General features: G+C 59.9%; 10 protein-coding genes and 1 pseudogene. 4 read left to right on the top strand and 7 right to left on the bottom strand.

Annotation, left to right across the window (positions count from 1 at the left end; genetic code table 11):
- Window positions 1–61: 61 nt before the first annotated feature.
- The 7 genes from JQ611_RS22650 to JQ611_RS22620 form a co-directional block, all read right to left on the bottom strand.
- Window positions 62–1,261 carry a glycosyltransferase family 4 protein gene (locus JQ611_RS22650; RefSeq protein WP_212466649.1) on the bottom strand — a complete coding sequence of 400 codons (1,200 nt, stop codon included), beginning with the start codon at window positions 1,259–1,261 and terminating at the stop codon, window positions 62–64.
- Window positions 1,262–1,335: 74 nt separating this feature from the next.
- Window positions 1,336–2,523, bottom strand: coding sequence for a glycosyltransferase family 4 protein (locus tag JQ611_RS22645; RefSeq protein WP_212466648.1), 1,188 nt, complete (start codon window positions 2,521–2,523; stop codon window positions 1,336–1,338).
- 352 nt (window positions 2,524–2,875) lie between these two features.
- Window positions 2,876–4,096 (bottom strand): polysaccharide biosynthesis/export family protein, encoded by a 1,221-nt coding sequence (locus JQ611_RS22640; RefSeq protein WP_212267257.1) that lies wholly within the window; start codon window positions 4,094–4,096, stop codon window positions 2,876–2,878.
- 534 nt (window positions 4,097–4,630) lie between these two features.
- Complete coding sequence (locus tag JQ611_RS22635; protein ID WP_212466647.1) at window positions 4,631–4,906, bottom strand: hypothetical protein; 276 nt, start codon at window positions 4,904–4,906, stop codon at window positions 4,631–4,633.
- Window positions 4,907–5,423: 517 nt separating this feature from the next.
- Window positions 5,424–6,572, bottom strand: a complete 1,149-nt coding sequence (locus JQ611_RS22630) for a glycosyltransferase (protein WP_212267261.1) — start codon at window positions 6,570–6,572, stop codon at window positions 5,424–5,426.
- 144 nt (window positions 6,573–6,716) lie between these two features.
- Window positions 6,717–7,805 carry a glycosyltransferase family 1 protein gene (locus JQ611_RS22625; protein ID WP_212466646.1) on the bottom strand — a complete coding sequence of 363 codons (1,089 nt, stop codon included), beginning with the start codon at window positions 7,803–7,805 and terminating at the stop codon, window positions 6,717–6,719.
- 239 nt (window positions 7,806–8,044) lie between these two features.
- A complete protein-coding gene (locus tag JQ611_RS22620) occupies window positions 8,045–8,323 on the bottom strand; it encodes a hypothetical protein (protein ID WP_212267298.1) in 279 nt (92 codons plus the stop codon).
- Here JQ611_RS22620 and JQ611_RS22615 point away from each other — a divergent pair.
- The 4 genes and pseudogenes from JQ611_RS22615 to JQ611_RS22600 all read left to right on the top strand — a co-directional run.
- Window positions 8,295–9,938 carry a type I secretion system permease/ATPase gene (locus tag JQ611_RS22615; protein WP_249133376.1) on the top strand — a complete coding sequence of 548 codons (1,644 nt, stop codon included), beginning with the start codon at window positions 8,295–8,297 and terminating at the stop codon, window positions 9,936–9,938. The two genes, JQ611_RS22620 and JQ611_RS22615, sit on opposite strands and share 29 nt — an antisense overlap.
- Window positions 9,939–9,949: 11 nt before the next feature.
- The gene (locus JQ611_RS22610; RefSeq protein WP_212267267.1) at window positions 9,950–11,329 is read left to right on the top strand and encodes an HlyD family type I secretion periplasmic adaptor subunit; all 1,380 of its coding nucleotides are present in this window, start codon (window positions 9,950–9,952) and stop codon (window positions 11,327–11,329) included.
- 102 nt (window positions 11,330–11,431) lie between these two features.
- Window positions 11,432–12,462: pseudogene (locus tag JQ611_RS22605) on the top strand (NAD-dependent epimerase).
- 243 nt (window positions 12,463–12,705) lie between these two features.
- A partial coding sequence (locus JQ611_RS22600) for a phosphoenolpyruvate carboxykinase (ATP) (protein WP_212466645.1) occupies window positions 12,706–12,953 on the top strand: 248 nt, incomplete at its 3' end.

Genomic DNA, 12,953 nt, shown 5'->3' with positions numbered 1-12,953 from the left:
GCTGCTCAGCTGGCGGCAGGATACTGGAGAAATCGGAGCCGCATCGTTCCCCATCACACGGCTAGTTCTCACGGCGGCGCAGCTGCTCGAAGACCGCGCGGTATTCGGCGACGACTTCCGAGAATGTACGTTGACTGTTCTTGTCGGCGAACTTTCGGGTCATTGTTGTTACTTCGTCAGGATTCGACAACATCTTCCTGATGCTTTCGGCCAGCGAGTCGGGATCGGGCGCCGTAAGCCATCCGACCGCGCCCCGTGCGACGGCCTCCGGTATGCCTCCGAAGCGGGTGCCGAGGAAGGGCTTGCCGGCGGCCTGGGCATCAGCGACCACGATGGGGCCGGGCTCCTCCCAGATCGGCGGAATCACCACGACGTCGATTTGACGATAGAACGTTTCGGGGGCGACAAATCCCAGGAATTCGATCTGGGCTTCAGGTGCCAAGGCACGCAACCGCTCCTTCATCTCGGTGCTGGCAGAGCCTGCGATCACCAGCTTGACGGAGTTTGGCGGCAACGAGCCGACAGCCTTGACGAGATTGTAAATGCCTTTCTCCTCCGTGAGGCGCCCGATGAAACCCAGCGTCAGGAGGTCGGCCGGGCGTCTGGGCTCGGGCGCGACCGGGGGAAGTGCCGAAGCGTGTCTGATGACCTTGCGAAGCGGGGTGTCTGCGAAGAGGCCCAACTCCGTGTGAATATCCAGAATGCGCTGGCTCACGCCAACGATCGCGCTGAGCTGCCTGGTCGCGGTGCGGCGGCTTACGGTTAGTATCTTGCAGCTGAAGCAGGTGTGCGTGCAGGTGCTGCCGTGGGAGAAGCGCGAACATCGCGGGCACGTCAGGTAATAATCGTGCAAGGTGTGGACGATGGGGACGCCGTGGTCGGATGCGGCCTTCCAGACCGCCGTCGTCAGGCCCGACAGATTATTGGAATGCAGCACGTCAGGCCTGAACGCCTTGATCCGGTCGGCGACCAATTTTGTCGATCGTCGCCAATCCTCGACCGCGTGCCAGAGTCCCCGCATTGGTGCGCTGTGCTGTTCGGTGAACGGCAGATAGATGTTACTGACCGGCTCGGAATAGATATCGACATCGTCGCATGATTCCGTTTGCTGGTTGGGGGCTGACGCGGCGCGGATCACTTCCACACTGTCCCCGCTGGCGACGAAGCCCTCGACCAGTTTGCGTACGAATATTTCCGCGCCGCCGATGACCTTTGGGGCCAGCGGCGTCGGATAGAGGGATGTTGTAACAAGGACCCTCATCAAAAATGAGCCGTCCCGGTGCAGATCGTATAGCGATTGGTTGCAATTGCTCTCATTGATACAGAACTGTCCCCCTAGCTGTCGGCCGAATACATCTCCAAATATTCGCGTGTAATGGTCTCAGGCGTGAACTTCTCCGCAAAGTCTGGTCGCGGAGGCAGGCTTTTTTTCCATCGAGCGGCCTCGTCTATCCCCTTCAACATTAGTCCGGCCAGCTCGCGGTGATCGCTTGGTTGGTACATACCGATAAGGTTGGAAAACCTCGATATCTCCGGTATCCCACCCGCAGTGGAACAAATTGTGGCGCGGCCGGCGCTAATTCCCTCGATCAGGGTGCGCGGCAGCGGCTCCGGCCAGACCGAGCTGATCAGGCAGACGTCGATACCGGCGTAAAAATCCTGAGATTTGGCAAAGCCCAGCCATTTCACCCGGTCGCTCGGGTGACGGGCTTTGAATTCCCGGACATCGGACTCGAGCCCTCTGCCGGCAATTTTGAGCTGCCAACCGGTGTCGGGCAGCAATTCTGTTGCCTTGAGCACGACATCGATGCCTTTCTCGGCTTCAATCCGCCCGATGAATCCAAATGTCAGGTCATGCTCATCGGAGGGAGCCGCCGCAGGGGCGAGCGCGCTGGTGTCGGCAATGTTGAAGATCACGCGATCCGGAATTTCGGAAAAGTATCCGAGACGCTGATGCCGATCGAGCACGTACTGGCTGTTGGAGGTGACTGCATCGACCAGGCGCGAGGCGAGCCGGGACGAAGCGGTCATGGCGGCGCAGGACGTGCATCGGCGCTCGCAGGTAGCGCCATTCCTGAAAAGCGTCGACCTTTTGCAGAGCAGCGAGTAGTCGCGCAACGTATGCACGATCCTGATGTTGCGGCGCCTGGCTTCCGACCAGAGCGCCACTGAAAATCCCGTCAGGTTGTTGGTGTGGACGACGTCAGGCTTTTCAATATCCAGGATTTCCGCGAACCGTTTCGCGGCCTTCCGGTTCCAGGTATCACGCAAGTGCCATTTCAGGCGTTGCAGTCGCGATGGCTTTCGATCCTGGCCGAATGGCCAGTAATCATTGTCGATCTGAAGTCTGTAGACGCGGACGCCCTTTAAATCGCTGACCGAGGTCCTCTGCGCGTCATGCAGGCTGACGACGGAAACCTGATGGTGGTTGCGGGAAAGGGCTTGCGCGAGCAGCGACACGGAAACTTCAGCGCCCCCGATGATCTCCGGAGGATAAAGCGTATTGACGATGAGTATTCTCAAGGATCGCCTCAGGTTGGAAGCTTACCGGTGCGAGAGTTCCATTCGCCAAGGGAAATTGAAGGCGAGGGAAGTCGGGCCATCTGCATCAACCGGCAGCAGGGTTCCGATGCGGCATGCCGTTCCGGCACTTGGCTTCGGTGTTTGATCGGCAGAGATAGGTAGTCTCGCTATCGGCTGCCATGCCTTTTCAGTTGCAGGGCATGTCGGAACAGCGTGCGGGTCCTGGCGCCCGATGTGTTCCGGCTCTTGATCAAGACAAAGGGTCTCGTCCATGGCGCGATTGCGAGCAATCGATTGCCTGAACGCGTCTATCCTCTCTTGTTGCGGTTCGAGTTGGGCGATGCTCCCTGGTCTATCTCGAGTTCGCAATGGTGGCGCTGATATTTGCCGCGTTCGTGGTTGCCGCGTTCAGCGGATTCATCAGCTTGATGAACTCGGTCGACGGCGACTCCGCGACCGAAATCACGTCGTGATCGCGCATCCGGAATGAGTCCGCGTGGAACCAGCCATCGGGCTTGCTCATGTCGAACTTGTAGATGGCGGGCGCCAGCTGGGTCGGGAACTGAGATACCTCCAGTCCGATCTTCTCCAGCAGCGGCTTTGGTTCGAAGCGATAGACGAAGATCGATTTGGCATCAGCGCGGATGCCGTCCAGACCGCCGGCTTTCGCCAGCGCTTCGGCCAACGTCATGCTGTCGTTTTCGAAGGTGAAACGGCGGTTGTTGGTGCCGCCGATCGAGCCGGGCGACGGTGTCGAGCCGAAGACCATGAACACCCTCGGAATTCGCGTCAGGAAGACGACGTCGCCGGGAGCGAGCAAGATGTCTTCGCCGGGATGACGGACGACGCTCGACATCGACTCGTTGTAGGTACGGCCGCTTCGTTTGATCGTGATGGTGGATTCGTAAGAGGGGTATTTGGGACCGCCCGCGCGCGCGATGGCGCCCATCAGCCGAATGCCGCCGGGGTCGACCGGGAAGCGCAGCGGCGTGTTGACCTCGCCAAGCACGCTAACCTGATTGCCGCGCTGCTCAGCAACGCTGACGACGGCTTGTGGATCGATGGCGCGATCCTTGAGACGTTCGCGAATGATATTGCCCACCGCGCGCGGGGTCAGGCCGGATACCTTGATCGCACCGGCATACGGGATGTTGATATTGCCCGACTGGTCGACCTGCTGACGTGGAATGTCGACGAAATTACCCGGCCTCACGCCCGCTTCGCGCGGGATGAACAGACCGCCGGCCTGGGCCTCGTAAACGGTGACGGTAACGATATCGCCGACACCAATGGTCACATCGCGATAGTTCCCGCCAGGCAACCGGGAAAATACCAACCCCGTACCGTCGGTAAAGGAATTGGTGGCCTGCAACACCACCGGATTGATCGGCATCAGTATGTAGGGAAGCGGTGCCGATGGCTGCGTAACGATCGCCGCGTTCGAATGCGTCGCTGATCCATCCGGCGCATCCGTCGGAATAAAGCCCGCGCAGCCGCCAAGGCCGAACGCCAGTGCCGCAAAAAGAGCAGAAGAACAAATCAGCCCTTTTGCTTTTGTTCTTCCTTTAATCACTGCAGCACCCTCGTGATACGCTTGGTCCAATTTAAAACTCTTCGTCCCATTTAACCGTAGCAATCATCCGGATCCGAAGTCACTCCCGAGCGGCCGCCTTCCGAGGTAAAGCCTCGGCCATGTGACCTTCTTGCAACTTGCACTGAGAGGGTTCTGAGCAAAACCTGGCTAAAGTTTGAGCATGGCGTGTATTGTCAGTAAATGCGTCATTTTCTCGTCACTATCTCGCCTTCATGCCCGGCTGGGAGAATTAAATATCGTATTATTCGTCGCTATTTAATATCAGGGCGACGGCGCGCATACGCTGTGGCGGGTGACTGAGGTGCCTGGTGGATCAAGGTCGACATGCAAGGTTGAGCGGCCGGCCGGGGGGATCAGCCGAACGATCCCTGGGACGCCGGGCTTAAAACTGCGGAAAGACCAGGCGCGGAACGCCGCTCGGCGCGCTTGCCGAGCGCCCGCCCAGGGGTGGTACAGGCGCCCAGGACAGCCGTCCCGGATCGGCTAGGGCTGGCGGACGCAGGATTTGAACGGCTAGGTGGGTTCTTGCTTCGCGGCGATCGATGAGCGAACGCGGTCGCTTAACCAGTGGCCAAAGAACAAAACCCTGGTGACGATGGAATGGCCAGGTCCACCGGGCGATTTAAACAGCAATGGACGCCCGCTCGCGGCATCGGATGGATCCGCAGCGTGAGATTTGGCCGGGTTATCGGCTGAGGCAGTTGGCCGGATCGGTCGGAAGTACATTGCTAGGGCGAAAATGATATTAAACACGAACCAGCCTGCCAGAACGTACAGCAGCGTTTCCAAATGGAAGCCTCCTTTAGGGGGCGTTCGCCACTTATACATGAGTTGGCACGGGGAACTCCCCGCAAATCGATGCCGCAGCGCAACAATATTTCGCGCGGCGCGGCGAAAGCCGGTTGTCCAATATTTGTTAGGGATTTCAGCCGTTAAGCACGAGTCTCCTGGATTGACGTAACTACTTACTAATTCGGGCCCCCTAGCTATACTCGCTTCAAACGAGAAAAGGGAGGCAAGCGAAATGGATGCCCTACCGGTGGCATTGTTGGCGTTCACCGCGGGTTTTTTGACCTGCGCGTTGCTCGTCGCTGTCCTGATACGGTGGTCGTTCTCCGACAGGCGCGAGCGCGGGAACGAGTCCGCCGCCAGCGATGACCAGAAGCCGCGCGGAGTCGACTTTCTGTGGCTGGGCAGGTGATTTGACGGGGCCCGGCCGCCAGCCGTTCGACGAGGCGTCCAGGCTTTTGAAAATTAATGCCTTTGAAAATTAATGTCTTTCGGCGCCGCAAGGCAGCGGCTGCGATTAGAAATTGTTCGGCAAATCCGATTGCAGTTCGGCTTGTTGCCGGGACCGGATGTGATCGCCTCGTCCGAGGTCGACATAGACCTGGCTAAGGACGCGATGCGTCTTCTCGATGTCATAAAGCTGTCTGAAGCGCTCGTAGCCTCGCAGACCGACCGCAGGCAGATCGAGCTTCAGCGCGCGCCGAAACCCTTCAACGAGTTGGGCGGCGGAAGCCGGCTCACAAAGCACACCCGTCACGCCATCTTCGACGATTTCCGGCAACGCGCCGATGCGAAAGGCAATGATCGGTTTGGCCGCCCGCATCGCCTCGAGGGCGACGAGGCCGAAGGCCTCCCAGCGTGAGGGGATGACGACGAGATCCGCCTTCTCGAGCTGGGCCTCGATCTGGTGTCGATCCTGCCAGCCCAGCAACGAGACGTTGGAGGGAAGCGCACGCCCCTCATCCTTGTATTTGCCGATCACCGAAGCCCCGACGATCCGGACGTCCACCTGGTCCTCGAGCGCGCGGGCGGCTTCGGTCAGGAGATCGTACCCCTTCTGGCGGTCGAGGCGGCCGATGAACAGAACCTTGGTCTTTTCCGAAGGCCATATCGCCGAGACAGTATCGAGCAGCGGACGGTGTTTCGAAATACCGTTGTGCACAAGAACCAGGCGATCGGCTTCAATTCCGGCCTGAACCCCCTCTTTGTACTCATCCCTCGAAATGCAGATGATCCGATCCGTGATCCTGGCCAGGATACCTTCCGTGATCTTGGTGACCTGATGGCTCAGCCGGCCCGTCTCGCGAGAGAAAGCCCAGCCGTGCGGACAGTAGACGACCCGCGGCCGCTTGCGCCTCAGCAACAGGAACGGGCGGAGAACCAGTCCGGCAAACGAGGAGTGCAGGTGAACGACATCCGGTTGCTGGCGGTGAACAGCGCGCAGGGTCGCCACCAGCATCCGGAACAGGCCTGAAATACCCCGGTCCGAACGGCCGAATTCCGTGATTTCCGCGTCTTCGATCCCAACCAAATCGGCCCGATGACCGGATGGTATCACATAGTGCACGTTGCCGGCGCCGAGGCTGGTCCGCTGGTGGGGGTGCAGCTCGTTGAGATAAGTCGCGATGCCGCCCCGGATCGTTTCGGCGACATGCAGAACTCTCATGGTTCTAACCTGACTGCTGGGCACCCTTAATCCTTCATTTTCTTCACGCCGATACGACAAACTGATCTCCAATACGCAGCAATAATTGGGCCGCGATGTGGTGGGCTCCTGCCTTTGTTCAGGTTTAATACGTTTATTTAAATTTTAAACTGGGGATTTTTCGAGAAAACGCAACATGGCGGTAGCGGATTTAGCCCACGAATAGGCTGCCAGGCGCGCTTCCTGTTTCTGCCGCTCGGGGCCGGATATGCCTCCTGCTGCAATTCTTTCGAGCATGCGTTGATGCAGCTCGTCCACGTTGAGCGGGTCGAAATAAGCGGCGGCGTCGCCGCAGGTTTCGCGTACCGCCTCTGCCGTACTCGCTATCACCGGACAGGCGAAGAACATTGCCTCCAGCGGAGGCACACCGAAGCCTTCATAAAGGCTGGGGAAAATAAATGAATTTGCACGCGAAAAGAGCGCCGCGATCTCTTCGTCGCTGAGCCGGCCCGCCATCACAACCCCGGCCTTTGCGGCGGTGGGGCCGTCCGAAAACACCTTGCTGTTGTCGCCGCCGACCACGACGAGCGGAATATCCGCGCGGCCCAGCCGCTCCGACGCCCGAATGGCCAGCGAAACGTTCTTGTTCTTCGTCATCGACCCGACGAAGAGAAAGTAGCGGTGGGGCACGAGGCCCAACCGGTCGATCACGCGAAAATCCCGCACTGTTGCCGCAAAATGCTCCGCGCTGTTGGAAAACACCGGAATGGCCGACGGTGCCAACCGCAAGGCGGCGGCGAGTTCGCGCCGCGAGAATTCGGAAACCGTGGCAATTGTCGCGGTTCGGGCCAGCAGATGGCCCAGCGTCCGGTGCAGCATCAGATAGCTCCGGCTGAAGAAATCCGGCCGGCGAAACACCTGTGCGTCATGCAGGACGACGAGGTGATTACGGTGAAGAACCGGCCCGGAGTTGGCGAGGCTGATCAGCCGGCCACCCGCCGACGCCCGCGCAAGGTCGATCTGATCCCAGGCATGCCCGGTCCGCCGGCCTACCTGTCTGGTCCTGATGACGGCGAGGTCGAGCTCGGCCTTCGCGTTGGGCGGGGTGAGGAGCTGCCATTCCGCCGCGAGCAGGGGCTGCGCGGCTTGCCCGGACGCCAGCAAGCGATCCATGGCCTTAACCATTTCGGCGGCATAGCGCTGAACGCCCGTGAGCGATTGCGACAGGAATCTACCGTTGATGAAAATTTTCAAAGACGATCTTCTTCAGCTTTCACGCACCCAGTGTTGGCTGCTGCCTTGTTAGTGGGCACGGGGAGTGAGTTCGAGTTCTGCCAAGTCTGGCATGGCGAAGTCTGGCATGGCGAACCATCCGTGGGAACCGTTCCGCACGCATGCTGCCTCCGTTAAATCACTAGATGCCGTGCTGGCAAGAGAGGCTCAATCAAATGCAAACCAAACGAGCATGTCGGCTTCATGAATCTTGCAGCGTGCTAATTATTTAGGAACGAATTTGGTTTGATGTGATCAGGCGCGCGCTGTCGGCTGGATTTAATTGAGTGGAGATGGAACTCAGCGCGCAACAAAAAGCACACATTCTGCGCGCATGGGATTTGTGCGGGCATGTTTCCTTGTTGGATCAGCGCGGAATGGTGGAGCGGGATTTTCGCAATGGCTGGGTCTGGTCCAATTAAGGCAAGCACCGTTCTCGTCAACGGCGTGAAGTCGTGCGTTCCGGCAGTCATGACGACGGTGGTTTTCAGCTTCTTCATTAATCTGCTCGCATTCACCAGCCCGCTTTATATGCTGCAGATTTATGACCGGGTGATCGGCAGCCGCAACGAGACCACGCTGCTCGGCATCACGCTGCTGGTCGGTTATCTCCTGATCATCAATGCGCTGCTTGAGATGCTGCGCTCGCGCCTGATGGTTCAGGCCAGCCTCGCGGTCGACAGCAAGCTGGCCGGCTCGGTCTTCGATGCAACGCACTCCGCCGGCCTGCATTTCCCCCGTCTTGCCCAGGGACAAACGCTGCGGGACCTCGATTCGGTTCGCGAGTTCATCGCCGGTCCGGCGCTGATTGCGCTGTGCGACTTGCTGTGGATGCCGATCTTCATCGTGACCTGCTTCTTTCTTCACCCCTGGTTCGGGGCGATCGCGCTGGTCGGCTCGGCCCTTATCTTCCTGTTGACGGTTGCCAGTGAGCTCGCCACCACGGGCCCGATGAGCCAGGCCTCCAAGTCGTCGATCGCGGCCAACCAGAAGGCCGTATCTGCCCTGCGCAACGCCGAAGTCATTCACGCCATGGGCATGCTCGATGTCCTGCGCGAGACCTGGATTGCGCAACACGCCCATGTGCTCAATCTTCAGGCAATCGCAGGCACACGGTCGGGGTTGATGGCGGCCGCGTCCAAGTTCGTCCGCATGTTCCTGCAATCGATGGTACTTGGCCTTGGCGCCTATCTTGCGATCCACAATCAGATTTCTGCGGGCATGATCATCGCCGCTTCGATCTTTGTCGGGCGGGCGCTTGCTCCCGTCGAAGGCGTCGTCGGAAACTGGAAGGGACTGACCAACGCGCGCAACAGCTGGAGCAGGCTTGTCAAACTGTTCGCTGTCGCCGGCGAGGAGCCGCAGCGGGTGAGCCTGCCGCGGCCGGTCGGCCATCTGACGCTCGAGGCGGTCACCGCGGGACCTCCGGAACAGTCGCGCAGCACCTTGCGGAATATCTCGTTCGAAGCCCGACCGGGCGAAGTCGTGGGCATTGTCGGCCCGAGCGCCGCCGGAAAATCCAGCCTGGCTCGGGTGATTACGGGCGTGTGGCGACCGTCGTCAGGCAATGTGCGTCTCGACGGCTTCGATTTTTCGCATTGGAATCCGCGCGAACGCGGTCGCTACATCGGTTATCTGCCGCAGGACATCGAGCTGTTTTCCGGAACCGTCGCGCAGAACATCGCGCGGTTTCAAGAGGTCGACAGCGAAGCGGTGATCGAGACCGCCAGGCTTTGCGGATGTCACGAGATGATCCAGCTCCTGCCGGACGGCTACAACACCGCGGTCGGCGAGGGGGGCGCCACGCTGTCGGGCGGCCAGCGCCAACGCATCGGGCTGGCGCGGGCGTTCTTTGATCGTCCGGCCCTGGTCGTTCTCGATGAACCCAATGCAAGTCTTGACCAGGGTGGCGAGGAAGCGCTGGTCCAGGCGATCAGCCGATTTCGCTCGTTCGGCACCACAATCGTTCTGATTACCCACAAGATCAGCGTACTGACCGTGGCCGACAAGATTCTCGTGCTGGAGGGCGGCATGGCGCAAGTGTTTGGTCCCCGCCACGAAGTGCTCAAGCATTTGATCGCTCCTCCAGTGCCCGTTCGGGCTGCGGCAGGCTGAGGTCAGTCATCATGTTCAAGGTTCGTTTCTCAATTCCTGCATGGTTTTCAATTCCTGCGCGCTTCAAGGCAGGTATTCCCCGGCGCGTCCCCAGTTCGCTGCCATTCGCAAATGCGCAAGGCAAAACGGCAATCGCCGGATACACGCTGATCATTTTCACCTTCGGTGTCATGGGAGGGTGGGCGGCTGTCGCACCGCTCGACCGCGGCGTCGTTGCGCAGGGCGTTGTCATGATCGAGGACAGCCGCAAGGTGGTGCAGCACCTCGAAGGCGGCATGGTGAGCGAGATTTCGGTCAGAGAAGGGCAGTCCGTCGTTGAGGGGCAATTGCTGGTCAACCTGTCGCCGCTGCAGGCGAGCTCGGGGCTCGAGACGGTACGTAGTCAACTCGACGGCGCGCTCGCGCTCGAAGCGTCACTGGTTGCCGAAATCGATCGCCGCGATCGCATCACCTTTCCTCCGGAACTGCTGGAGCGGCAGGCCGCTTCACCGGTCCTGGCCAGGATCGTCCAGGACCAGACGCTGCAATTTGAAGAGCGCAAGCGCTCGCGCGCGACCCAGATCACGCTGATCGAATCCAAGATTCAGCAGCTCGGGTGGGAAATGGAAGGCATCGGCGTCGAGAAGTCGTCGACCGAGAAGCAGATCGGTTTCCTCGACGAGGAGTTGACGGGCCTTCGTTCGCTGAAGGAGCGGGGGTTGATCCCGATCACGCGCGTGCTTGCCATGGAAAGGGAGCGCACGCGCCTTGAGGGCATCGTCGGCCGGGCCATCGCGGATACGGCGAAAGCGACCAACGGAATCAGCGAAGCGCGCCTGCAGGTGATGCAGCTGGAGCAGAAATTCCAGGAGGAAGTCTCGGCCCAGCTGCTGGAAACACGCCAGAAGATCAACACCGCGAAGGAAAAGCTGATCGTGGCGCGGGACTTGTTCACCCGCCTCGATATTCGCGCGCCGCGAGCGGGCACCGTACAGAATTTGAAAGTGTTTACGGTCGGGCAGGTCGTTCGTGCCGGCGAGTCGCTGATGGAGATCGTTCCGAGCAACCAGAAGCTCGTCGTCCACGCCCAGCTTCCCGTCAATTCGATCGAACATCTCAGCGTGGGGCAGACCGCCGAAATTCGTTTCCCGGGACTCCGCGCGCGCGGCATTCAAATGATGACCGGAAAGCTGGCATCCATTTCGCATGACAGGCTGGTGGACGACGTTACCAAGCAGCCCTATTTTCTCGGCCTCATCGATCTCTCCGATGCCAAGCTCGATGCACGCTACCGCGACAAGCTGATCGCGGGCATGCAGGCCGACGTGGTGGTCGCGACCGGCGAGCGCACGGCGCTGGAATATATCGTGTCGCCGCTGACGGATGCCCTGCATACGTCTTTCAGGGATTGAACGCGCAAACGGCGATTTAAATACGCTGCACGCGAATTTGGCAGATTGCGCTTGAAGCGTGGCGAGTTGCCTTACGCTGTTTAATGCGCGGACCGAGTGAGGATGACCGTGTCGACTTTGGGACCTGTGATTGTCACTGGGGCCGCCGGATTTATCGGCATGCAGGTGTGCGAACGGCTGCTCGCGCGCGGTGAGCAGGTTGTCGGCATTGACGCGCTCACACCCTATTACGACCCGGCGCTGAAGCGCGCCCGGCTAAATTACCTGACGCAGCACACCGGCTTCGCATTTCATGAAACGGATCTTGCGGATTCCAGCGCGACGAAACTTGCTTTCGATGCGGTCAGGCCTGATCGCGTCGTGCATCTTGCCGCACAACCCGGCGTTCGCGCATCGATCGACGATCCGATCGCCTGCATCCGGGCGAATTGCGACGGGTTCGTCACCGTGCTGGAGAGCAGCCGCCGCCACAACGTGAAGCACCTGGTTTTTGCTTCGTCGAGTTCCGTTTACGGCGCCAACCGCACGCTTCCGTACGCGACGGAGCAATCGGTCGATCATCCGGTCAGCCTCTACGCCGCAAGTAAAAAAGCCAACGAGTTGATGGCGCACACCTATGCCCATGTGCACCGGCTTCCGGTCACCGGCCTGCGGTTCTTTACCGTGTATGGCCCGTGGGGAAGGCCCGATATGGCGGCCTATCTCTTCACGCGCGCAATTTTCGAAGGCAAGCCGATCAAGATTTTCAACCACGGCAACATGCGGCGCGACTTCACCTATGTCGACGATATCGCGGAGGGTGTGATCCGCACCCTGGATCGTCCGGCTGCGCCGAATCCGGCCTGGGATGCGGAGCAGCCTGAATCTGCCACAAGTGCGGCTCCGTATCGCGTGTACAACATTGGCAACAACCGGCCGGTGAATTTGCTCGATTTTGTCTCGACGCTCGAGGAGATCATTGGAAAGCCGGCGGTTCGGGATCTCCTTCCGATGCAGGCGGGGACGTGCTCGAGACCTGTGCCGACATCTCGGCGCTGCAACGCGATGTCGGGTTCTCGCCTTCGACGCCGTTGGCTGAAGGCCTGCGGCGATTTGTCGAATGGTATCGCGGTTACCATGGCGTGGCGGGCTGACCGGCACGGCCCATCCGGGCGAGAAAAGAAATGGTTGCGGCCGGACTCACCGGCGAACTGCCCGGAGATCTCACGCCCCGCGACTGCAATTTGGGCAAATTGGGTCGGGCATGATGCTGTCGCATGCCTGCCCGTCGTCTTGAATAGGTAAGCCCCAGATCGTGGCACTATTCTTGCGTTTCATTGTCATTCGCATTTCGTGATCGACCGCTAGGTCGTGCGGTGATTGATGGGAGATCCTTCGTGCAAGAGACAGGCGTGCGTAACGGTGCCTTTGGCGCCGATAAATTTGGCTTAAAGAAACTCAAGGAGGTGCATTGGAACCTCGGAGCGCCGCAGCTCTACCAATATTCGCTGTCATCCGGCGAAGCTGTGCTCTCCGCCGATGGCGCGCTCTGCGCCGACACCGGCGAATTCACCGGCCGCAGCCCGAAGGACAAGTTCACGGTGCGCGACGCCTCCACCGAGAAGATGTGGTGGGCCGGCAACCA

This window comes from Bradyrhizobium sp. AUGA SZCCT0182 (assembly GCF_018130185.1).
Classification (GTDB): domain Bacteria; phylum Pseudomonadota; class Alphaproteobacteria; order Rhizobiales; family Xanthobacteraceae; genus Bradyrhizobium.
Note: the sequence above shows the minus strand (reverse complement) of the source record. Positions and strands in the feature narration are given on the sequence as shown.

Excerpts from the sequence above, each read along its gene's own strand:
- JQ611_RS22620 (WP_212267298.1), bottom strand. The coding sequence starts at position 8,323 with ATGAAGAAGCTGAAAACCACCGTCGTCATGACTGCCGGAACGCACGAC.
- JQ611_RS22610 (WP_212267267.1), top strand. The coding sequence starts at position 9,950 with ATGTTCAAGGTTCGTTTCTCAATTCCTGCATGGTTTTCAATTCCTGCG.
- JQ611_RS22630 (WP_212267261.1), bottom strand. The coding sequence starts at position 6,572 with ATGAGAGTTCTGCATGTCGCCGAAACGATCCGGGGCGGCATCGCGACT.
- JQ611_RS22615 (WP_249133376.1), top strand. The coding sequence starts at position 8,295 with ATGACGACGGTGGTTTTCAGCTTCTTCATTAATCTGCTCGCATTCACC.
- JQ611_RS22650 (WP_212466649.1), bottom strand. The coding sequence starts at position 1,261 with ATGAGGGTCCTTGTTACAACATCCCTCTATCCGACGCCGCTGGCCCCA.